This is a genomic window from Cryptosporangium sp. NPDC051539, from assembly GCF_044454545.1.
Classification (GTDB): domain Bacteria; phylum Actinomycetota; class Actinomycetes; order Mycobacteriales; family Cryptosporangiaceae; genus Cryptosporangium.
In genome coordinates this window covers 26,419-48,752 of sequence record NZ_JBITDV010000011.1, presented here as the reverse complement: position 1 = coordinate 48,752, position 22,334 = coordinate 26,419, and the positions used below count along the sequence as shown (strand labels likewise).

The window sequence follows — 22,334 nt, the reverse complement described above, 5'->3', positions numbered from 1 at the left end:
CTGGGGGCGTTCGGGGTGGGCCGCGGGCGCTTCGGCGGGCTGGACGCTCTGGCCAAGAACGCCCGCGCCAGCGACCGGACCCGCGATCGCGAACATCTCGGCGGGCGGGCGAGGCCGCAGTGCCGATCACCGGCCACGACACAAAGCCCGAGCCTCTGTGGACGGCAGCTCCGTTGACCCGGTGCCCCCTCGCCGCGGATAGCCGACAGACACGTGCAGGGGGCAACCAAGGGCGATTGAATGCGAGCATGACCGGTTCCGCCTTGAATCGCCGATCGTTCCTCGCGCTCGGCGCACTCGCCGGCGTCGCCGCGTGCAGCCGCCCCGCGACGGCCCCGACCTCGGCGTCGTCAGGCCCGGCGTCCGGCCCGTCGTCGACCCCGGCATCGGCCGCGGCGCCGGTCAAGGCCTCCACCACCCCGGCCGGCCTCGACCTCCCCGGGCTGCGGCGGGCCCTGCAGGGAAACCTGCTCCTCCCCGGCGACAACGGCTACCCGACCGCCGCGACGCCGTTCAACACCGCGCTCGGCACCCGGAAACCGGCCGCGATCGCCCAGGTCGCCGACGCGGACGACGTGCGGGCCTGCATCACGCGGGCCGGTGGCCACGGTGTACCGCTCGCCGCCCGCTCCGGCGGCCACAGCTACCCCGGCTACTCGACGCCGAACGGCGGCGTGGTCGTGGACGTCCGCGCGCTGAAGAGCATCGTGGTCCGGACGGACCACACCGCGGTCGTCGGCTCCGGAGCCCGGCTGATCGACGTCTACACCGCGCTCGCCGCGCACGGGCGCGCGATCCCGGCCGGGTCGTGCCCGACGGTCGGCGTCGCCGGCCTTACGCTCGGCGGCGGCTTCGGGGTGGTCGTCCGTAACTACGGCCTGACGTCCGACCACCTCAAGTCGGCCACGATCGTCACCGCCGACGGCGAGATCCGCACCACCGACGCCAACCACGACGCCGACCTGTTCTGGTCGCTGCGCGGCGGCGGTGGCGGCCACAGCGGCATCGTCACGCAGTTCACGTTCGACACCGTGCCCGCGCCGACCGTCACGATCTTCACGCTCCGCTTCCCGGCCGCGGCGTCGGCGAAGGTCCTCGCGGCCTGGTCCGCCTGGATGCGCGCGGCGCCGAATCGGCTGACGTCGCTCTGCGCGATCACCGCGGCCGCCGCACCGACCAACCGCGTCACCGGCACCTGGACCGGCTCACCCGACGGGCTCGACGCCCAGCTCTCGGCGTTGATCTCCGCGGCCGGTGCCGCCCCGACGTCCCGGACGAAGCACACCTACTCCTATCTGGACGCGATGCGCTCGTTCGCCGGGTGCCTGAGCAAGACGGCGGCCGAGTGCGGCACGTACCGGCCGGAAGCGTTCCGGGCCGCGTCCCGGCTGGTCGACGGCTCGATCAACGCCTCGACGGCCGCGGAGGTCGTCGACGTGGCCCGCCGCCGGAACGGCATGGTGCTGCTGTTCGACGCGCTCGGCGGCGCCGTCGGGTCGCTCGCGGCCGGCGACACCGCGTTCGTGCACCGCAAGGCGACCGCGTCGGTGCAGATCTACAGCGGCCGGGCGAGCAGCGGGCCGGCGGTGAACGCGGTCTCCACCGCGCTGCGTCCGCTGGTGGGCAGCGGCGCGTACGTCAACTACCTGAACGCCGACCAGACCGACTGGGCCACCGCCTACTACGGCGCGAACCTGCCGCGCCTGAAGACGGTCGTGAAGCATTTCGACCCGGACGGCGTGTTCACTTTCCCGCAGTCGCTGCTGCGGGCGTAACGGCCGGCACCGGCGGACGCGGCAGGAACCGACCGCGCGAGAGCGCCACCACCGTGCGCGCCGCGATCGCGACGATCAGGACCGAGATCGCGGCGACGACGACGTACTCCCAGCCCAGGAACAGCGCGACCGGGTCGACGCCGTGCCCCTGCAGCTGGAACCACGCGAGGCTCGCCACCGGCGCCGGTGCCACCTCGATCGCCAGCGTCGGCACCAGCGGCGTCGGCAGCATCGGCCGGACCAGCAGCCGGGCCAGCACGATCGAGCCGAGCACCAGCCAGCAGATCGTCCCCAGACCGAACAGGACCCAGCCGAGCGAACGCTGGCCGACCGCGGCCGCGCTGAACGCGGCCAGCAGGCCGCCGGCGACCGTTGGCAGGAAGTATCCGGGGTGCACCTGGTCGATCGCGACCGGCCCGTAGATCCACTGGCCGGTCAGCCACCCGCCGAGCAGCACCACCAGCACGAGCACGACGTCGACCAGCACCCGGCCGAGCGTCTCCGCGTGCGGGAACACCGCCTGGGCAGCGAGCAGCATCGGCGTGATCACCGCGAGCGAAGACACTCGGCGGAACCCGCACCATGGCGACAGGCTATTCCCCCACGGCGACCAGGCCGCTCTCGTAGGCGGCGATCACGAGTTGGGCCCGATCGCGGGCGGGCAGCTTGTCGAAGAGTCGCCCGATGTGGGTCTTCACGGTCGCCTCGCTGAGGTGCAGCCGGGCGGCGATCTCGGAGTTCGAGAGGCCGCGGGCGATCAGCACCAGCACCTCGCGTTCGCGCGGGGTGACCCCGTCCAGCTGGGGTACGGGCCGCGGCTGCTCGGCGGCCGCGAACCGCTCGATCAGCCGGCGGGTCACCGACGGCGCCAGCAGGGCGTCACCCCCCGCGACGACCCGGATCGCGGCCAGCAGGTCGGCCGGTGGGGCGTCCTTGAGCAGGAAGCCCGCGGCTCCGGCCCGCAGCGCCCCGTAGACGTACTCGTCGAGGTCGAACGTCGTGAGGATGAGCACGTGCACGCCCGGCACCTCGGCGCAGATCCGCCGGGTGGCGGCCACTCCGTCGAGCTCCGGCATCCGCACGTCCATCAGCACCACGTCCGGCCGGAGCTCGGCGGCCAGCCGGACCGCCTCACGGCCGTCGCCGGCCTCGCCCACGACGGTCAGCCCCGCCGCGGTGTCGACCAGCAGCCGGAAGCTGCCCCGCACGAGCGCCTGATCGTCCACTACCAGCACCCGGACGCTCACCCGCGCACCTCGGTGGCGTCCGGATGAGCTACCGGAAGTGTCGCCACCAGGCGGAACCCTCCCTCGGGCCGGGGAAGCGCAACCAGCGAACCGCCGTAGAGCGCGACCCGCTCGCGGAGTCCGATCAGGCCGTGACCGCCCTCGGGCGGGTCCGGCCGCGCGGCGGGCGGGCCGGTGTCTTCGACCTCCACCCTCAGCTCGCCGCCGGTCTCCGCCAGCAAGACCCGGCCCGACGTCGGCGCCGAATGCTTCACCACGTTGGTCAACGCCTCTTGCACGACCCGGTAGAGGACGAGCTGGACGGCGTCCGAGTGCTGCCGCGGATCGATCCGGCCGGTCAGCTCGATCCGGGCGCCACCGGCCCGGGCCCGTTCGACCAGCGCCGGGATCGCGTCCAGGCCGGGCGCCGGCGCGAACTCGGCCTCGGGTGTCCGCAGCACGCCGAGCATCCGGCGGATGTCGGTCAGCGCGGCCCGGCTGGTGTTCTCGATGACCCGCAGGGCGTCGCGGGCGGCCTCCGGGCGTTCCTCGACGACGTGGTTGGCGACGCCGGCCTGCACCGCGATCAGGCCCATGCTGTGCGCGACGACGTCGTGCAGCTCACGGGCGATCTGCAGGCGCTCGTCGGTCAGCGTGCGCTCCGCGTCCCGGCGACGACGCTCCTCGGCCGCGGCCCGGCGCTCGCGGACGATCGCACCGGCGACCCACGACCCGCCGGAGATCAGCGACACGTACGCGATCAGCCCGATGGTGTCGGCCGCCCGGCCGTCCCGGCCGGCCAGCGCCGCGATCGTCAGCGAGCCCGCGCACGCGGCCAGCGTGCCGCCGATCGCGGCCAGTGCCCGCGGCCACGCGGACTGCAACCCGACCGAGAACAGGATGATCGCGGCCGGGAGCCAGGGCTCCAGCGTCAGGTGCACGATCGTGGCCGCGGTCAGCGCGGCGCAGGACACCGCCCAGGCGGCCGTCGGCCACCGGCGCCGGACCGCGATCGGCGCGCCGACCGCCAGCGCGATCAGCCAACCGGCCCAGGCCGGTCCCTCGTAGTACTGCTGTCCGGACGCCGGTGGATCCGCGCCGAGCCCGACGAAGAGCACGTAGATCCCGACGAACACGGCCGCGGCGACGACGTCCGCGGCGTGCAGCACGGCGCTGTCCAGCCGGGGTGAGCGCACCAGGCGGCGCACGGAGCCGATCGTCGTCACCCGGCGACGGTAACCGGGCCGGGGGCGGGAGGGCATCAGCCCGCGGCAGGTCATCCCGGGGTCGGACGTCACCACCGGGAACGCGACCGCGGGCCGATCCGGCCGGGCCGCCGGAAGTCCACGGTGGAGTGCATGATCGAAGTCCGCGACCTCACGAAACGCTACGGCCGCACGCTCGCGGTCGACCGGCTGAGTTTCACGGTGCCGGCCGGGCACGTCACCGGTTTCCTGGGCGCCAACGGCGCCGGAAAGTCCACCACGCTGCGCGCGATCCTCGGCCTCGACCGGCCGAACAGCGGGACCGCGCTCGTGCACGGACGTCCCTACGCCGCCTACGAACGGCCGCTGACCGTGGTCGGCGCGGTGCTGGACGCCGCCGCGGTGCACGGCGGCCTGCGCGCCCGGACGCAACTGCGCGTGCTGGCCCGCAGCAACGGCCTCGCGTCGTCACGCGCCGACGAGGTGCTCGACGAAGTGGGCCTGAGCGCGGCGGCCGACCGTCGGATCAAGGGCCTCTCGCTCGGCATGCGGCAGCGTCTCGCGATCGGCGGCGCTCTGCTCGGCGACCCGGCCACGCTGATCTTCGACGAGCCGCTCAACGGCCTCGACCCGTCCGGCATCGGCTGGTTCCGGACGCTGGCCCGCCGGCTGGCCGACGACGGACGGGCGGTGCTGATCTCCAGCCACCTGATGTCGGAGATGGCGCTGACCGCGGATCGGGTCGTGATCATCGGTTCCGGACGCCTGCTGGCCGAGGAGACGCTGGACGGGCTCGGCTCGTCGCTGGAGGACGCCTACCTGCGGCTGGTGGAGCATGCGTGACGCCGTCGCGGCCGAGTGGCTCAAGCTGAGGTCGGTACGCTCGACGTACTGGCTGCTCGGGTCGCTGATCCCGCTGTTCGCCCTGACCACGGTCGTCGGCCACGCGATGGTCGCGGCCTGGGACGCCGCCCCGCCGGCGGACCGGGCGCACTTCGAGAGCGCCGACATGTCGGTGATCACCGGGCCCCTCTCCCAGCTGATCCTGGCGATCCTGGCCGCGCTCGCGATCACCGCCGAGTACCGCACCGGCGCGATCACGACGACGCTGACCGCGGTGCCGAATCGGGCGCGGCTGTTCGGTGCGAAAGTGATCGTCGTACTCGGGCTGACCGGCGTGGTCGCGGTCCTGACCGCCGCCGCCTCGGCGCTGATGAGCCTCTGGCTGGCCGGCGACCGCCCGCCGCCGATGGAGCCCTTCACGTCCGTTCCGGACGCGCTGGGCACCGCCGCGGCCAACACGGCGACGAGCCTCGTCGCGGCGCTGATCGGGGTGGGGCTCGGAGCGGTGTTCCGCTCGTCGGCGGGGGCGGTGGGCGCGATCGCCGTACTGCTTTTCGTCGGGCCGGCCTTCGCCGTGTACCTGCCGGATCCCTGGGACGAACGGGTCTTCGGGGCACTGCTGCCGTCGCTGGCCGGTCAGCTCACCGGGGCGACATCATTCCCGCTCGGCCCGGCCGGAGCCGCGGTGGCCCTGGTCGTCTATCCGCTGCTGGCACTCGGTTTCGGCATCCTCGTGTTGCTCCAGCGAAATGCGTGAAGTCCTATCAGGATAAACACTGAAATGCTAGGTTATCTGCATGTCTGATACCGACGCTGACACCGTCCTGATGACGCCGGTGACCAAGGCCGGTCGGCACCGGCGCGGTGGTCAGCCCGCCGGGCAGGAGATCTTCCTCGACCAGAGCGGGCGCCGGAAGCGCTGGCTCAAGGTCGGGCTCGGTCTCGCGGTCGGCACCGCGCTCACGTACACCGCGCTACTCGGCGTCAGCATGCTCGGCGGCGGCCACGGCATCTCGGCGCTGCCGCTGCCGGGCGAGGCCAGCTCCGCGGCCCCGTCGGCGACCTCGGCCGCCCCGCGCCGGTCGGCCACCGCACCGGCGCCGGCGACGCAGCCCCGTCAAGCCGCGTCGCCGGCGCCGACCCCCACACGTCCGGTCGGCTCCGCACCGTCGAAGAAAGCCCCGTCCCACGCAACTGGGCCCTCCTCGTCGGTGTCTCCCTCGGAGCCGCCGGACTCCCCGGAAACGTTCTGGTCGCGCCTGTTCCCCTCCCCCACCGGCTGAGCCGGCGGGGAGGTCAACCCTTGATCGTGGTCCAGGCCTGGGCCCAGTCCTCGTAGTCCTTGCAGCGCACGCCGGTGCGACCGTCCAGGCAGGACGACAGCGGCGTGCTCCAGTACCAGATCCGCTTCGCGTAGGACGCGTCGTTGGCGTGGTAGGTGTCGCAGTGCGTCTTGTCTTCGGTGAAGGCGCACGCCTCGGGATTGCTCGGCGCCTCCCCGAAGTACTCGGCGACCTGCGCGTTCACCCGCGGGCTGACGATGTGGTCGAACCACTTGTAGGCACAGGTCTTGTGCGGGGACTTCGCGCTGAGCATCCAGGTGTCCGACCACCCGGTGGAGCCCTCCGACGGCAGGATCGCCTCGACGTTCGCGCCTTCGGACTTCGCGACGTTCTCGATCACCTGCCAGCTGGTTCCGACGATCGAGTCGGCCGACTTGAACGCCGACACCGCCTCCGAATAGTCGCTCCAGTACTCACTGACGCTGGCCTTCTGCTGCTCGAGCACCGCGATCGCGGCCGCGAACTGCTTGTCGTCCAGCGCGTACGGGTTAGTGATGCCGAGGTCGGGCTGGTGCTTCATGAGCCACAGTGCGGCGTCCGCGATGTAGATCGGCGAGTCGTACGCGGTCACTTTGCCGACGACCGAGAGGCTCGGCGCGAACACCGCGCTCCACGACGTCGGCGCCGGTTTCACCGCGTCCTTGCGGTACATCAGCAGGTTCGCGCCCCAACCGTGCGGGATCCCGTAGGAGACGTCGTTGACGCTGTTCCACCGCTGGTTCTTGAGGAAGCCGTAGAGGTTCGCGTAGTTCGGCACCAGGCCGGTGTTCACCGGCTCGACCGTGCCGTCGGCGATCAGCCGCAGCGACGCGTCGCCGGACGCCGAGACCACGTCGTACTTTCCGGTCTTCATCAACGTCACGGCCTCGTCGGACGTGTTGAAGACCTTGACGCTGACCTGGCAGCCGGTCGCCTGCTCGAACGGCGTCACCCAGTCGATCGCCGGGTCGTTCGAGCCGTCCTCCGCGTATCCGGCCCAGGACAGGACGCTCAGCGCGCCCTCCGGCGTCCCGAGTTCGGCCAGCGGCGCGAGCTTCGGGGGCGTGAACCCGCCGGTCCCGGTGCTCTCGCTCTCGGTCTTGGCGTTGCACCCGGCGACGGCCAGCAGCAGCGCCAGCGACCCGGCCAGGATCGTCCGCGTGTTCACGTCTGCGGCACCGCGGTACGACTCGTCAGGCCGCCCGCGCCGCGCATCCGCAGCACGTACTCGACCAGCGCGATCAGCAGGTTCTTGGTCGACTCCCGCCGCCGGGCGTCGCACGCCAGGATCGGCACGTCCGGCCGGATCGACAACGCCTCCCGGATCTCCCGGACGGTGTTGGACTGCATCCCGTCGAAACAGTTCATGCCGACGACGTACGGAACGTCGTGCTGCTCGAAGAAGTCGACGGCCGAGAAGCAGTCGGCCAGCCGCCGGGGGTCGACCAGCACGACCGCGCCGATCGCGCCCCGGACCAGTTCGTCCCACATGAACCAGAACCGCGTCTGGCCGGGCGTCCCGAAGAGGTAGAGGATCAGGTCCTCGTCGATCGTGATCCGGCCGAAGTCCATCGCCACCGTCGTGGTGGTCTTCCCGCTGACCTTGGAGACGTCGTCGACGTCGACCGACGCCGCGGTCATGATCGCTTCGGTCGTCAGCGGCGTGATCTCGGAGACGGACCCGACCAGGGTCGTCTTCCCGACGCCGAATCCTCCCGCCACCACGATCTTCGCGGACGTGGCCTCGGTGGCCGACCGACGCGGTTTGTCGAGCGTGCTAGTGCTTCCGAAGTTCACCGGACACCCCTCTCAGAGCGACAGAGCGCCGTGTAGTTCCGACCGGAGCGCCGGGGTGAGTACCTGACCGACCCGTTCGACGAGCAGCGCCATCTCGTAGCCGACCTGACCGATGTCGCACGACCGGGACGCCAGCACGGCCAGCGACGAGCCGTCGCTGATCGACATGACCAGCAGGAAGCCGGTGTCCATCTCGACCACGGTCTGGCTGACGTTGCCGCCCTCGAAGCAGAGCGCGGCGCCGTGGGTGAGGCTCACCAGACCCGAGGCGATCGCGGAGAGCTGGTCGGCACGGTCGCGCGGGAGCCCGTCGGAGACCGCCAGCAGCAGTCCGTCGGCGGACACGGCCGCCGCGTGGGCGATGCCGGGCACCCGGTTGGCGAAGTTGCCCACCAGCCAGTTCAGGTTCTGGGCGTCGTAGCTGAGGCTCTGGGCCGCGTTCACTTCTCCTCCTTGGTGATCTGGAGGCGGCCCTGCTCGAGACCGCTGCGGTAGCTGGACAGGACACCGCGGATCGCTTCCGGCGATCGCTGCGTGGGCGCGAGCTTCGGTGCCCGCTCGACGCGTCCGGGCACGTAGTGCGCCATCGGCACGCGCTTGGGAAGGCCGGAATCGGTCAGGTCGCTGGGGCCGGACTCGGCCGCCGCCCGCGCGGCCTTCCAGCCGCTGTCGGCCGGCGACTCCCACGACACCGTTGGTGCGGGAGCCGGGATGGCCGGCCCCGCCATCGGCGTCGGGGCCGATGGAGGGACCGGAGTGCGGGACTCACCGAAGCGGGGGGCACCGGTGCGGGCCGCAGCGGACATCGCCAGGGACGGCACCGAGACCGGCGGGAGCGCCGAGGCCGGCCGGCGGACGGCCGGTGGCCGAGGGCCCGGCATCGGTGCCGGCGGCTGCATCGGCCGGGTGGCCGGTGCGGGCGGGAACGGTGGAGCCGGCGCCGATGCAGGGGCGGAGTCCGACATCGGCGCCGGGTCTGGGCCGGACACGTGGGTGCCCGAGGTCCGGCCGGCCCCGGGTGCGTCGGGCACCGGGGGCAGCGTGGCCGGACGGGAACGGAACCAGTCGGACTCCGTCGCCTCGAAGATCGGCAACGGCATCTCGACCGTGGGTTCCGGGTACACCGCGAGCGGCTGCGTCGGCTGCGACCAGCTGGGCTCGGGCGCGGTGATGCGGACCGTCGGGGGTTCGAAGGCGGACCAGTTGCCGAAGCCGGAGGTCGGCGCGTACGTGGTCCCGGGGGTGGCGAACCCATTGAACGACGTCCCGTCGAACGACGATCCGTTCACCGCCGAGCCGCCGGACGGCTCGCGCTTCGGCAGGTCGAGGCGTTCCGACGCGATCCGCTCGATCGGCCGGTTCCCGAGATCGACGGCGCCCACCGGCGCAGCGTCCACCGACGGCGCAGTGACGTGCAGGACCCCGGACGGGAGCGTGATCATCACGAGCACCCCGCCGCCGGAGCCGTCGCGGAGCATCACTTTGACGCCGTGCCGGGAGGCCAGCCGGCCGACCACGAACAGACCCATCATGCGCGAGACCGCGATGTCGAACACCGGCGGCTTCGCGAGCCGCTCGTTGAACTCCGCGAGCTGCTGCCGGGACATCCCGATGCCCTGGTCGATCACCTCGATGACGACCTGGCCACCCTCGCGCCGCGCGTCGACGGTCACGTCCGTGCGGGGCGAGGAGAACGACGTCGCGTTCTCCAGGATCTCGGCGACCAGGTGGACGGTGTCGTTCACCGCACCGGCGGCGATCTCGACCCCCTCGTCGATCGAGCCGAGCTTGACCCGGGTGTACTGCTCGACCTCGGCCGTGGCCGCCCGGAGGACGTCGAGCAGCGGGGCGGGCTTGGCCCAGCTGCGCCCGGACTCCGCGCCCCCGAGCACGAGGAGGTTCTCGTCGTTCCGGCGCATCCGGGTCGCGAGGTGGTCGAGCTTGAACAGCTCCGACAGCCGGTCGGGGTCGTGCTCGCCCTGCTCCAGGCCGTCGATCAGGCGGATCAGCCGGTCGACCAGGAGCTGGGAGCGCCGGGAGAGGTTCACGAACATCGACGAGACGCTCTGCCGCAGCTGGGCCTGCTCGGACGCGACCCGCACCGCTTCCAGGTGGACCGCGTTGAACGCCTGCGCCACCTGGCCGATCTCGTCACTGGACTGGACGTCGACGGTCCGCGCCTGCAGTTCCGCCGAGGCCGCCGCGACCGTCTGCTGGTCCGCGTCCTGCAGTTTGCGGACGACTTCCGGCAGCGATTGGTAGGCGACCTCGAGTGCGCTCGATCGCAGCCGCACCAGCGGGCGGATCATCGACCGGGCGACCGCCAGCGAGACCATCAACGCGACGACCAGGGCGGCGAGCGCCACCGTGATGACGATGATCGCCTGCTGCATGGCGTCGGCCCGGAACGAGCCGGCGTCCCGCACGGTGGCGGAGTTGAGCTGCTGCTCGACGCCGCGGAGCAGCGTGTTCTCGCGGTCGCTGGTCTCCAGCCAGGTGGCCAGGCTGAACGACAGCGGGTTGCCGAGCCCGGCGTTCTGGGCTCGCGTCCGCAGCTGCTGGTAGGTCAGCTCCTCGGTCAGCGTGGTGTTGCGGATCCGCTGCTGACGGTCGGTCCCCGAGAGCAGGAACTGGCTGCGGAACGCGCTCTCGTCCGAGACCGCGGCGCGGAAGGCGCCGAACGTGTCGTTCGTGAATCGCTTGTTGCCGTCTTCCAGCGCGGTACGGACGACGATCTGTTCCTGCCAGATCGCCTCCTTGTACTTCGCGAAGGCCGACACCGCGGTCAGCTGGGCCGAGAGGGCCTCGTCACCGGCCGCGGCACCGGCGAGGCGCTCCTTCACCTGCAGCAGGCTGGTGATCAGCTGCTCGTAGATGGTGACCGCCGCACCGACCCGGACGCCGCCCTTGCGGGCCTGGTCGATCACCGCGTCACGGTTGCGCGTCATCACCGCGTAGCCGCGCTTCACCTGCTCGAACTCCGAGCTGATCGGCGCCGAGATGTCCGGGTCGAGGCTCTCGTACTCGTCGAGGAACCGGCGGAAACCCGCGTCGGTGTTCCGGCCCTGCTCGACGAAATGCTTGAGCGTCGGATGACCGGGCGTCTTTCCGGGGTCGGTGACGTACGCCGCCGCCGATGACCGCTCGATCTGCAGGACGTCGACCAGCGACGACGACTGGTTACCGAGCCGGGCGAAATCCTGGATCTTGCTCGCCGTCTGTGCCTCGTCCAGCACCGAGTGGGCCACGATTCCCGAGAACAGGAACATCGCGATCAGCGGTACCAGCGTGATCCAGATGACCTTCAGCCGGATCGAGGTATTGCCGAACAGGCGGGTCCCGACGCCTGTCCGGTAATCCGTGTCGAGCTCGGACGATGGGTGCTTTTCGGCCGGTCGGCCGGTGCTGTCCACCCGCTCCGCGTTATCTTCCGGTGGCCGTACGGGGCTCCGGTCCAGAAGGGACGTTGGCACGACTCCTCCGTCCATGCGATCAGTAGGTGAACATGCGCCGCAGCCGGTGCGCACGTGCGTCCACCGGTCCCGCTCGAATTGCATTTCACCACAATGGAAACGAACTAGGAAAGGCAGTCCGTCAATTCGATCGAACGAGTTGTGCATATCGACTCAACCTCATTAATTCCTCATGAGCGGCTCGATCATGAGGAATTCATGAAGACCGTTACCGGGCCCGGTTCGAACAATGGCACGATGTGCGGCATGCGGGTACTCGTAGTGGATGACGAGGCGGAACTGGGCTATGCGGTCTCCGCGGCACTGCGCGGTGCGGGGATGGCGGTCGACCTGGTCGACGACATCCCGCCCGCCCACGACGCGATCACCACGCACCCGTACGGGTGCGTCGTGTTCGACCGGATCCTGCCCAGCGGCGACAGCATCACGTACGTCGAAGGCAGACGCCGGGCCGGCTGGTCGACGCCGGTGCTGTTCCTCACCGCCCGCGACACCGTGGCCGACCGGGTCGCGGGCTTCACCTCGGGCGGCGACGACTACCTGGTGAAGCCGTTCGCCACCGCCGAACTCGTGGCCCGGGTCCGCAGCCTGTGCCGTCGCTCGGCCAACAGTGGCGGCCCCGCCACGACGATCCTGCAGGTCGGCGACGTGGACATCGACGTACGGCGTCGGCAGGTCCGGCGCGGCGGGGTCTTGCTGACGCTGACCGCGAAGGAGTTCGCGGTGCTGGAGATCCTCGCCTCGGCGCCGGGCGACATCATCAGCCGGAGCCAGCTGATCGAGCACTGCTGGGACTCGCGAACCGAGCCGATGTCGAACGTGGTCGACGTCGTCGTGGCGCAGCTACGGCGGAAGCTCGGCTACCCGACGCTCATCCACACGGTTCGGGGAGCCGGGTACGTGGTGGAGATTCGCCAGGCCGAGCCGGCGTGACCAGCCACAATAGAACTACGTATCAGGGGAATCATCAGCACAACTAGGCATAACTGGACACAAGGCTTAACATGCTAACCATGGCTCGAGTGCCGATAGCGCTGGTCGACGACACCGAACAGGAGTCGTTACCGGAAGCGCTGGAGAGATCGACCGAGGCCGAACTTCCTCCCGTCGCGGCGCCCGACCCCGGGCGTCACCGGTACCGCAGACGTCGGCAGCGCGACCTCGAAGAGGGACCGGCGTTCGCGCCGTCCACCGTCTCGCGCACCGTGCGGTTCGCGTTGTGCGTGGCCAGCCTCATCGGGCTGGCGTACGCCACGGTCGTGGTGCTCGGGCTGCTCAGCCCGGGTGAATCCGAAGCATTGGGGCTGCCCAGCCGGCATCCGACCGAGAGCAACGAGCCGCTCGGGGCACCGGGCCGGCCGATCTCGGTGGAGACCGAGAACGACGCCAGGGAGACGACCGCCGACCCGTCCCCGTCGGCGTCCGCGTCCGCGAACCCGAGTGCCACGGCCACGGCTCCGGAGAGCGCCGCACCGTCCGAGCCGCCTGCCGACGAGGCCGCACCCACCGAGTCCTCCCCGGCCGACCCCCCGGCCGACGACGAGAAGGGCGCGGACGAGGACGAAGGCGGCAAGCTCATCGACGTCGACCTCCTCGGCATCCGGATCTCGATCTAGCTGTCGTAGTGCACGGCCCGCCCGGGACGGAACGTCGGCCGGGCGGGCCGAGCCGGTCCTACCCCTTGATCTCGGTCCAGGCCGCGGTCCAGTTCGAATAGTCCTTGCACTTCACGTCGGTACGGCCGTCGAGGCACTGGGTGATCGGCGTCGACCAGTACCAAATCTGCTTCGCGTAGGCCTCGTCACCGGCGTGGTAGGTGTCGCAGTGGTTCTTGTCGGCGGTGAACGCACACGCCTTCGGATTCGCCGGCGACTCGCCGAAGTACTCCGCGACCTGGGCGTTCACGGTCGGCGACACGATGTGGTCGAGCCACTTGTACGCACACGTCTTGTGCTTGGACTTCGCCCCCACCATCCAGGTGTCGGACCAACCGGTCGAACCCTCCGACGGCAGGATCGCCTCCACCGGAGCCTTCTCCGACTTCGCCACGTTCGCGATGACCTGCCAAGTCGTCCCGATCACCGAGTCACCCGACTTGAACGCCGACACCTCCTTGAGGTAGTCCGACCAGTACTCCCCCACGTTCGCCTTCTGCTTCTTCAACAGGTCGACGGCTGCGGCGAACTGCCTGTCGTCCAGCGCGTAGGGGTTCTTGATCTTGAGGTCGGGCTTGGACTTCATCAGGTACAGCGCCGCGTCCGCGATGTAGATCGGCGAGTCGTACGACGTGACCTTGCCCTTCGTCGCCGCGTCAGCCTCGAACACCGCGCTCCAGGACGTCGGCGCCGGCTTCACCACATCAGTGCGATACATCAGCAAATTCGCACCCCAGCCGTGCGGGATCCCGTACGAGACCCCCTTCACGCTGTTCCACTTCTGGTCTTTCAGGAACCCGAAGAGGTCGGCGTAGTTCGGCACCAGCCCCGTGTTCACCGGCTCCACGTCACCACCCGCGATGAGCCGCAGTGAGGCGTCACCGGAGGCGGAGACGGTGTCGTACTGGCCGGTCTTCATGAGCGACACGGCCTCGTCCGACGTACCGAACACCTTCACGTTGACCTGACACCCGGTCGACTTCTCGAACGGACTCACCCAATCGACCTTCGGATCGTTCGAACCGTCCTCGGCGTACCCCGCCCACGCCAGTACGTTCAGCGCGCCTTCCGACTTTCCCAACTTGTCCAACGCCGACAACTTCGGCGGCGTGAACGCACCGCCCGACTCCGAACTGCCGTTCTCCTCGCTGGTGCCGCACGCGGCAGCGAGACTGACCAGCGCCGCGACCATCGCACCGGTAAAAACCCTGCGTAAGCTCATCGACCAGCTTTCTTCCACGGATTCGGCAGCGACGGGCCGAATTCCACCACAGTGGAACGGGGATCCGAAAGCGGTGTTCGCAAATATCTCGGCTATTTTTCGAGAATCGACTCGCCTTCATGAGGAATTCATGAATGCAATGACCTGGTTCGTTCGAGTACCACGACCGGGATCTCCCGGCTCGTCTTCTTCTGGTATTCGGCGTAGTCCGGCCACGCGTCGACCATCGTCGCCCACATCTCCGGCTTCTCCTCCGGCGTCGCCACCCGGGCCCGGGCCGGGAACCGGTCGCCCTTGACCTGAACCTCGACCGCCGAGTCGGCCTCGAGGTTCAGGAACCAGGCCGGGGGCGCGTCGTTGCCACCTTTCGACGCGACGACCAGGTAGGCGTCCTCCCCCCACGGACGGAAGATCAGCGCGTGCGTCCGCTGCTCACCGGACTTACGCCCCTGGGTGAACAGCAGCAGGATCGTCGTCCCGTTCCGCCAGTGGTACCCGTCCTCGCCGTTGGTCTCCAGGTACCGCTCGACGTGAGGCGTTCCGTGCAGTTCCAGTGCAGATGTCATACCTCAGTGCTTACCCCGGGTTCGAGCCAATGCACCTGCGGGTCGTGCAGGAGTGTGCGGGCCTCGGATTCGGGCTGGTGGAAGTGACTCCAACCCTCGTAGTGCACCGGCACCACCAACCTCGGTTTCGCGAGTCCGATCAGCTCCAGGCCCTCCCGGGCGTTCATCGTGTAGCGCACCGGGCCGGTCAGCCCGAACTGCACACTGCCCAGGTGCAACAGCATCGTGTCGACGTCGATCCGATCCGGGACCTGGCGCACGGCGTCGTACAGCACGGTGTCGCCGGTCATCCAGAGTGGGCCGGGTCCGCCTTCCCAGGAGAGCACGAACCCCACCACGTCCCCGACGATCGGGTGCGACAACAGCGGGCCGTGGCGGCACGGCGTCGCGGTGATCGTGAGGTCGGGTTTTCCCGGCGACGACAGCACGGTCGACTCCCACGGCGCCAGCCCGCGGACGTCCGCGGGCCCTGACCGCCCCGCGCCGCCCGACTGCCCCGCGCCGCCCAATCGCCTGGCGCCGCTCGTCGTCGTGATCACGGTGCCGGCCGACGGCAGAAGCGCGCGACCGGCGTCGTCCAAATTGTCGGCGTGGTGGTCGTGGCTGAGCAGCACCACGTCGATCGGTCCCACGCCGGAGGCCGGAACGGCCGGGCCGGTGACCTTCCGGGACGCCGTCCCGAAACCGAAGCTGTACCGGCGGCCGGGAGGATCGAACGTCGGGTCGGTCAGGATCCGGCGGCCCGCGGTCTCGAAGAGAACGGTCGGGCCGCCGATGTGGGTGATCCCCATCCGCCGGGCCTTTCAGTCGCCGTGGAAACGCCGGAGTGCCGACGTGGTCGCGGCCGGGTTCTCCTCCGGGAGGAAGTGGCCGCTGTTGAGGGGTTCGCCGGTCAGATCGGATGCCCAGTCCCGCCAGACCGCGAGCGGGTCGTACCACTTGCCGATCACGCCCTTCGCGCCCCAGAGCACCTGGACGGGGCAGCCGATCCGCCGCCCGGCCGCGCGGTCGGCGGCGTCGAGCGCGCGGTCGTAGGTCGCGCCGGCCCGGTAGTCCTCGCAGATCGCGCGCACGACCTCGGGATCGTTGACGTACCGCGAGTACTCGGCCAGCGCCGGGAACGATCGCATGATGCCGCCGAACTGGGCGTCGAAGAAGAACCAATCGGGGTCACGGCCGATCAGGGTCTCGGGCACCGGCGACGGCTGCGCGAGGAACGGCCAGTGCCAGTACCCGAGCGCGAACCGGTCGTCGGCCCGGGCCCAGACCTCGCCGGTCGGCACGATGTCGAGCACGGACAGACGCCGGACGGCGTCCGGATGATCGAGGGCGAGCCGGTAGCCCACCCGTCCACCCCGATCGTGACCGGCGACGTCGAAGACGTCGAACCCGAGGTGGTGCATCAGGTTCCGCACGTCTCCCGCCATCGCGCGTTTCGAGTACGTGGAGTGGTCGTCGGCCGAGGGCGGCTTGCCACTCTCGCCGTAGCCCCGCAGGTCGGGCAGCACGACCGTGAACTCGGAGGCGAGCGCCTCGGCGATCGGGGCCCAGAGGTGGTGCGACTCGGGATAGCCGTGCAGCAGCACCAGCGGCCGGCCGGAGCCGCCGTACCGGACGAAGATCTCGACGTCCCCGACGTCGACACGCGCGGTGGTGAACTCGTCGGGGACGTCGTGGATCCCGGGCGGATCGTTCGTCAAAGGCATAGGCCCCGCTCGATCGCCTCGATGATCTTCGGCCGGAGCTCGGACGCGCTGATGATCTCGTCCACCGACCCGACGTCCACCGCGCGCTGGATGCTGTGCACCCGGTCGAACTCCGCCGCGACCTCGCCGAGCCGCTCGGCCCGCACCGCGGTCCGCACGTCGGCCAGGCGCGCGGTCAGCGCCGCCCGCTCCGCGCCGCTCACGGTCGGGAGCTGCGCCTGCAGCTCGGTCACCCGCGGGTCGGTCGCGGTGCGGTTGTTCACCTCGCTGGAGAACACGACGGCCGCGGCCGGAGCACCGCCGAGGACGGACGCGAACGAACCTTCCAGCGCGAGCACGGTCATGTTCGGGTTGAGCGCCTTCGAGAACACCACGAACGCTCCGCCGTGGTAGCGGGAGATCACGCAGAACACGATCGGGCCGCGGAAGTTCACGATCGCCCGGCCGATCTCGGCGCCGTACTCCAGCTGGAGCTTGCGCATCGACTCCGGCGACCCGTCGAACCCGGACAGGTTCGCGAGCACGACCAGCGGCCGGTTCCCCGAGGCCGAGTTGATCGCCCGCGCGGTCTTCTTCGACGACCGCGGGAACAGCGTCCCGGCCGTGTAGGTGTCGGGCCCGTCGGTGGGCGGGAAGCCGCGTCGCGGCACCGACCGCGACTCGATCCCGATCAGGCAGACCGGCCGACCGCCGATGTGCACGTCCTGCACCGCCGAGGTCTCGGCGTCGGCCATGCCTGCCCACCGCTCCAGCACCGGATGGTCCTGGTCGGACAGCGCGCGCATGACGGTGCGGATGTCGAACGGCTTCTTCCGGTCCGGGTTGTGCTCGGCCGAGAAGATCTCCCCGACCGTCCGGAAGTCGCTTTCGACGATCGCGTGCGGGAAGTCGGACACGTCCCGGTCGGCCGGATCGACGGTCGGGGCCCGCCGGGGCGAGGTCTCACCCGGCGCCACGTAGGTGTGGTCGTAGTGCTTCATGAGGACGTCCCGCGCCGCGGGCAGATTCGGGGCCCAGTACTGCGCCTGGCCGTTCGGGCCCATCACCCGGTCGTAGCCGCCGATGCCGTAGTTGTCTTCGGCCGAGACCCCGCCGGAGAAGTCGAGCGACTGCTTGCCGGTGAGCACCATCGCGGAGTCCGGCGTCATCACCAGGATGCCCTTGGTGTGCATGAGCATCGTCGCTTCGGCGTTCCAGTACGGCTGGGCGCCGACATTGATGCCCGCGACGACGATGTTGATCTCGCCGCCGTCCTGGGTGAACGTCACGATCCGCTTGAGCGCCGCCGCGATCCAGTCCATGTTCTCGGTACCGGACGACATCGAGATCCGTGCGCCCGCCGACAGCGAGAACCACTCCAGCGGAACGCGCAACCGCTCGGCCAGGTCGAGTGCGGCGATCACCCGCGTGCACTCCGGCTCCGAGAGCGCACCGAGGGCCTTGGTCGGGTCACCGAGCAGGAGGACCCGGGTGACGCCCTCGGGGTGCCGCCGGCTCGGCGTCGTCACGACCCCGGCCACGATCGCGGCCTTGTTCTCGCCCTTGGGCCGGTCGACCGGTACCAGGTTCCCGGTCTCGTCCAGGTCGTGCTCGACGAACGTGCCCTCGGCCCCGGCGATCAGCCCGATCAGCTCGTACGGGTAGACGGTTCCGCGCCGGGCGGCCCGCAGCACCTTCTGGCGGTAGTCGTCCAGCGGCTGGAACGGCTCGTCGGACGTCTCGCCGACGTCCAGGCGCACGCCCCGCCCCGGGTCGAAGCCGATCCGCACCGACACCTCGGCCAGGTCGCCGGTGGGCGTGGGCGCGCGGCCGATGAACTGGACCTCTTCCAGGCCGGCACCGGCCGTGGCCGGCAGCACGCGCTGGACGAGCGCTTCGATCTCGTCGTTGGTCAGCTCGGTCGGCGGCCAGACGTACATCATGATCCGGTTCGTATCGAACCGCCGGTTCTGCGGACGCTGGGCCTGGATGCCGCGGATCGCGTCCAGACCGGTGGTGATCGCGTCTTCCAGTGCGGGCAGCGCGACCAGGCGCCCGTCCGTCTCGCGCAGCGGAGTCAGGTCGCGGACCTGGCCGAACGCGATCAGCCGCTCGTCCGACGGGTTGCTGCGCGCGACCGCCTTGAACAGGTAGATCTCTTCGTCCGACGAGGGCAGCCGGGTGAGGTCGAACGCGCGCCAGCGCTGCAATTGCAGACGCCGGGCGATCTGCGGGTGCAGCCCGCGGATCAGCCGGTCCTCCTCGAATCCGTCCTCGGACGGCCGGAACGTGAAGTGGTGGTGCATCACCGCGCCGGGCGCGCCGGCCACCGTGATCGTGATCCGCCGGACGCCGGCCGACTGCGGGTCGCCGCACAGCAACTCGCCCAGCCGCACCGCCATCGCGTCGGCGTCCGGCTGGTCGTCCCAGGTGACGTAGAGGTCGGCGACGAGGCCCCGCGCCGGGACGTCGGCGGCGAGCGCGTGCACGGCGCCGACCGCGCTCGGCAGCGCCTCGAAGTCGACCGCGGTGCTCACCAGGCGGGTCACCCGGTCCGGCGCGGTGTGCTGCGCGGTGACGAACCGGCAGCCGCCGACCTCCAGCACGGTGATCCCGGACAGCGCCCGGTTGCCGTAGTAGCGGCGGCAGAACACCTCGAGCAGCGGCACCGGGTCCCGTCCCGGACGACCGATCCGCTGCCCGATCAGCCGGACGAGCGGTTCGGCGCTGGCCACCAGCGCCTGGATGCGATCCGCGCGGTCCGGGGCGTCCGGATGGTGGTCGAGATAGCGGAGATCCTCGCGGACGGCCGCATAGACCTGGGCCCGGTTGCGGCGCAGCAGCGGTTGCGCGAACCAGCGGAAGACGACACCGCGGGCCAGGTCGGAGACGGTGGGGAAACGGACCTGGGTGGCCTGGACGAGGTGCTCGAGGACGAGCCCGGCCGGCTCACGCATCGCACCCACCGGCGGCGGACCGGCCAGCCACTGCCGCAGCAGCTCGGACACCACCGCGACGTCCGCGCTCATCCGCTGCTGGGCCAGCGTGATCCGGAAGACCGCGGCCTCCAGTTCCGGCGTCCGGTCGAGGTCGGTGACGCCGTAGTGAGCGAGCAGCGTGGTGAGCTTGGCCTGGAACCGCTCGGGCAGACCGGCCCGCTCGACGTCGAGGCTCTGCAGGTAGCTGTGCAGATATTCGCGGGGGCTGTGCACGGGGCTTCCCGGCTCGACGTCCAGCTCGCCGCTCGGCTGATTGCGGCTCAGCTCGGAGAGGTCGGCGAAGACCGTGAGCAGGTCGAGCTCGCCCTGGACCGGGCGCTCGCCCAGCTCGGCGCGTGCCGCCAGGTAGTCGGCCAGCACGCGCTTGGAGTCGTCCGGGTCAGCGTCGAAACCGAGCAGGAGGCTCTGCAGGTCTTGCAGGCCGCGGGTCAGGCGCTCGGCCGCGGTGGGCTCGCCGTGGCCGTTGGGAAGCTCGATCTCGACCGCGGCCTCGGCCGCCGCCTCTTCCGCCGCGCCTTCCTCCGGCAACGGCTCCAGGCGCAGCAGCGGTGCTCCGGTCTCGACCTGGCTGCCGACCGACACCGCGCACTCGCGGACCCGGGCGCGGAACGGCGCGCGCAGCACGGTCTCCATCTTCATGCTCTCGAGGACGAGAATCGGCGCACCGGATTCGACCTCGTCACCGACGCCGAGCGGGGTAGCCACCACCAGCGCGGGCGCCGGCGAACGGACGACGCCGCCCTCGTCCCGGCTGATCCGGTGCGCGACGCCGTCGACCTCGACCAGGTGGATCGGGCCGTGCGTCGCCGACACCAGCCGGAACCGGTGCCCGTTGACGACGATCTGGCCGGTGTGCTCGTCGAACCGGTCGACCTCGACGTCGGCCGTGGCCGCACCGATGCCGGGGAACGCGACGCGGAAGCGGTGCGGGCCGGTGCGGGTGACCGCGACCCGGTAGCCGACGCCGCGGAGCTTCAGGTCGAGCGGACGCCCGGGCTCGTGCTGCACCTGCGGACGCCCACCGTGCGCGGTCGCGAGCAGCCGGCCGCGGCTGACCAGTTCCTCGTCCTGATAGGCCTCGATCGCGGCGGCGGCCAGCGCCACCGCCGAGTGCCGGTGGTTGACCAGGCGGCCCTCGGCCCGGACCCGGTCGATCCAGCCGGTGTCGGCGCTGGCGTCGACGACCTCGGGCTGGTCGAGCAGATCGAGGACGAAGCTCTTGTTGGTGGCACCGCCCTCGATGAGGACGATCGTCTCGGCCATCGCCCGCCGCAGCCGGCCGAGCGCCTGCTCGCGGTCGCGGCCGTAAGCGATGATCTTCGCGATCATCGAGTCGAAGTCGGCCGGGATCGTGTCGCCCTCGCTGACCCCGGTGTCGACCCGGATGCCCGGGCCGGCGGGCAGGGCGAGACGCGCGATGCGGCCGGGTGACGGTGCGAAATCGCGGTCGGGGTCTTCGGCGTTCAGCCGGGCCTCGACCGCGTGGCCGAGTTCGGCCGGCTGCGGGCCTTCCAGCCGGCCCCCGCCGGCCACGTGCAGCTGCAGCTGGACGAGGTCCGTCCCGGTGGTGATCTCGGTGATCGGGTGCTCTACCTGGAGGCGGGTGTTGACCTCGAGGAACGCGAACAGCTTCTCACCCGGGTGGTACAGGAACTCGACCGTGCAGGCGCCCCGGTAGCCGACCTGGATCGCCAGCCGCTCGGCGGATGATTTGAGCTCCTTGACCTGACTTTCGTCGAGGACCGCGGAGGCCGACTCCTCGATGATCTTCTGGTTCCGCCGTTGCACCGAGCAGTCGCGGACGCCGAGCGCCCACGCGGTGCCCTGGCCGTCGGCGATGACCTGCACTTCGACGTGGCGGGCGCCGGTGACCAGGCGCTCCAGGAAGACGACGCCGGAGCCGAACGCCCGGAGCGCTTCCTGGCTGGTGCGCTCGTAGGCGTCGGCCAGATCGTCGGCGTCGTCGACGCGACGGATGCCGCGACCGCCACCACCGGCGGTGGCCTTGAGCATCAACGGGTAGCCGATCGCCGCGCCGGCACGCAGTGCCTCGTCGAGGGTGGCGACCTCGCCCCGGCTCCACGGGGCGACCGGAACACCGACCTCCTCGGCGATCAGCTTCGCGCCGATCTTGTCGCCGAGCCGGCGCATCGCCTCGGCGCTCGGCCCGATGAACGTGACGCCGATCCGCTCGCAGAGCTCGGCGAACGCGGGGTCTTCTGCGACGAAGCCCCAGCCGACCCAGGCCGCGTCGGCCTTCGTCTCGACCAGCGCCCGCTCGAGCACCGCGTGGTCGAGGTAGGGGCGCTTGGACGCCGGGCCCAGCGAATACGTCACGTCGGCTTCGCGGACGAACGTGGCGGACCGGTCGGCATCGGTGTAGAGGGCGACGGTCTCGATCTTTGCGCCGGTCTCCGCCGAGAGATCCCGGACGGCGTGGATGAGCCGCATGGCGGCCTCTCCGCGGTTGACGATGGCGACACGACTGAACACCCGACCGAGCCTCCTTTGAATAGCCTCGGCCTCTACCTTGCTCGATTCCGGGGAACCCTCCAATGGATCGCAT

Annotated in this window: 18 protein-coding genes; 6 read left to right on the top strand and 12 right to left on the bottom strand. The window is 70.7% G+C overall.

Annotated elements, in window-relative coordinates:
- The first annotated feature begins 248 nt into the window (after positions 1-248).
- Positions 249-1,775, top strand: a complete 1,527-nt coding sequence (locus tag ACIBZJ_RS30585) for an FAD-binding oxidoreductase (protein ID WP_395935696.1) — start codon at positions 249-251, stop codon at positions 1,773-1,775.
- Here ACIBZJ_RS30585 and ACIBZJ_RS30580 read toward each other — a convergent pair.
- Genes ACIBZJ_RS30580 through ACIBZJ_RS30570 form a run of 3 tightly spaced genes read right to left on the bottom strand, consistent with a single transcriptional unit; the run spans position 1,744 to position 4,227 of the window.
- Positions 1,744-2,367 (bottom strand): transporter, encoded by a 624-nt coding sequence (locus ACIBZJ_RS30580; protein WP_395936266.1) that lies wholly within the window; start codon positions 2,365-2,367, stop codon positions 1,744-1,746. The genes ACIBZJ_RS30585 and ACIBZJ_RS30580 overlap by 32 nt on opposite strands.
- Position 2,368: 1 nt before the next feature.
- Positions 2,369-3,022 carry a response regulator gene (locus ACIBZJ_RS30575; protein ID WP_395935694.1) on the bottom strand — a complete coding sequence of 218 codons (654 nt, stop codon included), beginning with the start codon at positions 3,020-3,022 and terminating at the stop codon, positions 2,369-2,371.
- On the bottom strand, positions 3,019-4,227 hold the full coding sequence (locus ACIBZJ_RS30570) for a sensor histidine kinase (RefSeq protein WP_395935692.1): 1,209 nt from the start codon (positions 4,225-4,227) through the stop codon (positions 3,019-3,021). Before ACIBZJ_RS30570 ends, ACIBZJ_RS30575 begins: the two co-directional genes overlap by 4 nt.
- A gap of 132 nt (positions 4,228-4,359) precedes the next feature.
- On the opposite strand from ACIBZJ_RS30570, the gene ACIBZJ_RS30565 reads away from it, so the two are divergent.
- Genes ACIBZJ_RS30565 through ACIBZJ_RS30555 form a run of 3 tightly spaced genes read left to right on the top strand, consistent with a single transcriptional unit; the run spans position 4,360 to position 6,332 of the window.
- Positions 4,360-5,049 carry an ABC transporter ATP-binding protein gene (locus ACIBZJ_RS30565; RefSeq protein WP_395935690.1) on the top strand — a complete coding sequence of 230 codons (690 nt, stop codon included), beginning with the start codon at positions 4,360-4,362 and terminating at the stop codon, positions 5,047-5,049.
- Positions 5,042-5,806, top strand: coding sequence for an ABC transporter permease (locus ACIBZJ_RS30560; RefSeq protein ID WP_395935688.1), 765 nt, complete (start codon positions 5,042-5,044; stop codon positions 5,804-5,806). Before ACIBZJ_RS30565 ends, ACIBZJ_RS30560 begins: the two co-directional genes overlap by 8 nt.
- Positions 5,807-5,846: 40 nt before the next feature.
- A complete protein-coding gene (locus ACIBZJ_RS30555; RefSeq protein ID WP_395935686.1) occupies positions 5,847-6,332 on the top strand; it encodes a hypothetical protein in 486 nt (161 codons plus the stop codon).
- A 13-nt stretch (positions 6,333-6,345) separates the two neighbouring features.
- On the opposite strand, the gene ACIBZJ_RS30550 is transcribed toward ACIBZJ_RS30555, so the two are convergent.
- The 4 genes from ACIBZJ_RS30550 to ACIBZJ_RS30535 are packed head-to-tail and all read right to left on the bottom strand — an operon-like array spanning position 6,346 to position 11,581.
- On the bottom strand, positions 6,346-7,539 hold the full coding sequence (locus ACIBZJ_RS30550; protein WP_395935684.1) for an ABC transporter substrate-binding protein: 1,194 nt from the start codon (positions 7,537-7,539) through the stop codon (positions 6,346-6,348).
- Positions 7,536-8,168 carry a GTP-binding protein gene (locus tag ACIBZJ_RS30545; protein WP_395935682.1) on the bottom strand — a complete coding sequence of 211 codons (633 nt, stop codon included), beginning with the start codon at positions 8,166-8,168 and terminating at the stop codon, positions 7,536-7,538. Before ACIBZJ_RS30545 ends, ACIBZJ_RS30550 begins: the two co-directional genes overlap by 4 nt.
- Positions 8,169-8,180: 12 nt before the next feature.
- Positions 8,181-8,612 (bottom strand): roadblock/LC7 domain-containing protein, encoded by a 432-nt coding sequence (locus tag ACIBZJ_RS30540; protein WP_395935680.1) that lies wholly within the window; start codon positions 8,610-8,612, stop codon positions 8,181-8,183.
- On the bottom strand, positions 8,609-11,581 hold the full coding sequence (locus ACIBZJ_RS30535) for a nitrate- and nitrite sensing domain-containing protein (protein WP_395935678.1): 2,973 nt from the start codon (positions 11,579-11,581) through the stop codon (positions 8,609-8,611). Before ACIBZJ_RS30535 ends, ACIBZJ_RS30540 begins: the two co-directional genes overlap by 4 nt.
- A gap of 306 nt (positions 11,582-11,887) precedes the next feature.
- On the opposite strand from ACIBZJ_RS30535, the gene ACIBZJ_RS30530 reads away from it, so the two are divergent.
- Together ACIBZJ_RS30530 and ACIBZJ_RS30525 are read left to right on the top strand one after the other, a co-directional pair.
- Positions 11,888-12,574 (top strand): response regulator transcription factor, encoded by a 687-nt coding sequence (locus ACIBZJ_RS30530; RefSeq protein WP_395935676.1) that lies wholly within the window; start codon positions 11,888-11,890, stop codon positions 12,572-12,574.
- A gap of 80 nt (positions 12,575-12,654) precedes the next feature.
- The gene (locus tag ACIBZJ_RS30525) at positions 12,655-13,257 is read left to right on the top strand and encodes a hypothetical protein (protein ID WP_395935674.1); all 603 of its coding nucleotides are present in this window, start codon (positions 12,655-12,657) and stop codon (positions 13,255-13,257) included.
- Between the two features lie 58 nt (positions 13,258-13,315).
- Here ACIBZJ_RS30525 and ACIBZJ_RS30520 read toward each other — a convergent pair whose 3' ends face one another.
- The 5 genes from ACIBZJ_RS30520 to ACIBZJ_RS30500 form a co-directional block, all read right to left on the bottom strand.
- Positions 13,316-14,518, bottom strand: coding sequence for an ABC transporter substrate-binding protein (locus ACIBZJ_RS30520; protein WP_395935672.1), 1,203 nt, complete (start codon positions 14,516-14,518; stop codon positions 13,316-13,318).
- Positions 14,519-14,646: 128 nt separating this feature from the next.
- Complete coding sequence (locus ACIBZJ_RS30515) at positions 14,647-15,084, bottom strand: nitroreductase family deazaflavin-dependent oxidoreductase (protein WP_395935670.1); 438 nt, start codon at positions 15,082-15,084, stop codon at positions 14,647-14,649.
- Entirely contained in the window at positions 15,081-15,875 is a 795-nt protein-coding gene (locus ACIBZJ_RS30510; protein WP_395935668.1) for an MBL fold metallo-hydrolase, read from the bottom strand. Before ACIBZJ_RS30510 ends, ACIBZJ_RS30515 begins: the two co-directional genes overlap by 4 nt.
- Before the next feature lie 12 nt (positions 15,876-15,887).
- Positions 15,888-16,790 (bottom strand): alpha/beta fold hydrolase, encoded by a 903-nt coding sequence (locus ACIBZJ_RS30505; RefSeq protein WP_395935666.1) that lies wholly within the window; start codon positions 16,788-16,790, stop codon positions 15,888-15,890.
- Positions 16,781-22,261: a carboxyl transferase domain-containing protein gene (locus ACIBZJ_RS30500; protein WP_395935664.1), complete on the bottom strand. Its 5,481-nt coding sequence runs from the start codon at positions 22,259-22,261 to the stop codon at positions 16,781-16,783. The genes ACIBZJ_RS30505 and ACIBZJ_RS30500 overlap by 10 nt, the downstream gene beginning before the upstream one ends.
- Positions 22,262-22,334 lie beyond the last annotated feature (73 nt).

Coding starts and splice junctions, on each gene's coding strand:
- ACIBZJ_RS30555 (WP_395935686.1), top strand. CDS start 5,847: ATGTCTGATACCGACGCTGACACCGTCCTGATGACGCCGGTGACCAAG.
- ACIBZJ_RS30525 (WP_395935674.1), top strand. CDS start 12,655: ATGGCTCGAGTGCCGATAGCGCTGGTCGACGACACCGAACAGGAGTCG.
- ACIBZJ_RS30520 (WP_395935672.1), bottom strand. CDS start 14,518: ATGAGCTTACGCAGGGTTTTTACCGGTGCGATGGTCGCGGCGCTGGTC.
- ACIBZJ_RS30565 (WP_395935690.1), top strand. CDS start 4,360: ATGATCGAAGTCCGCGACCTCACGAAACGCTACGGCCGCACGCTCGCG.
- ACIBZJ_RS30530 (WP_395935676.1), top strand. CDS start 11,888: ATGCGGGTACTCGTAGTGGATGACGAGGCGGAACTGGGCTATGCGGTC.
- ACIBZJ_RS30510 (WP_395935668.1), bottom strand. CDS start 15,875: ATGGGGATCACCCACATCGGCGGCCCGACCGTTCTCTTCGAGACCGCG.
- ACIBZJ_RS30585 (WP_395935696.1), top strand. CDS start 249: ATGACCGGTTCCGCCTTGAATCGCCGATCGTTCCTCGCGCTCGGCGCA.
- ACIBZJ_RS30560 (WP_395935688.1), top strand. CDS start 5,042: ATGCGTGACGCCGTCGCGGCCGAGTGGCTCAAGCTGAGGTCGGTACGC.
- ACIBZJ_RS30515 (WP_395935670.1), bottom strand. CDS start 15,084: ATGACATCTGCACTGGAACTGCACGGAACGCCTCACGTCGAGCGGTAC.
- ACIBZJ_RS30505 (WP_395935666.1), bottom strand. CDS start 16,790: ATGCCTTTGACGAACGATCCGCCCGGGATCCACGACGTCCCCGACGAG.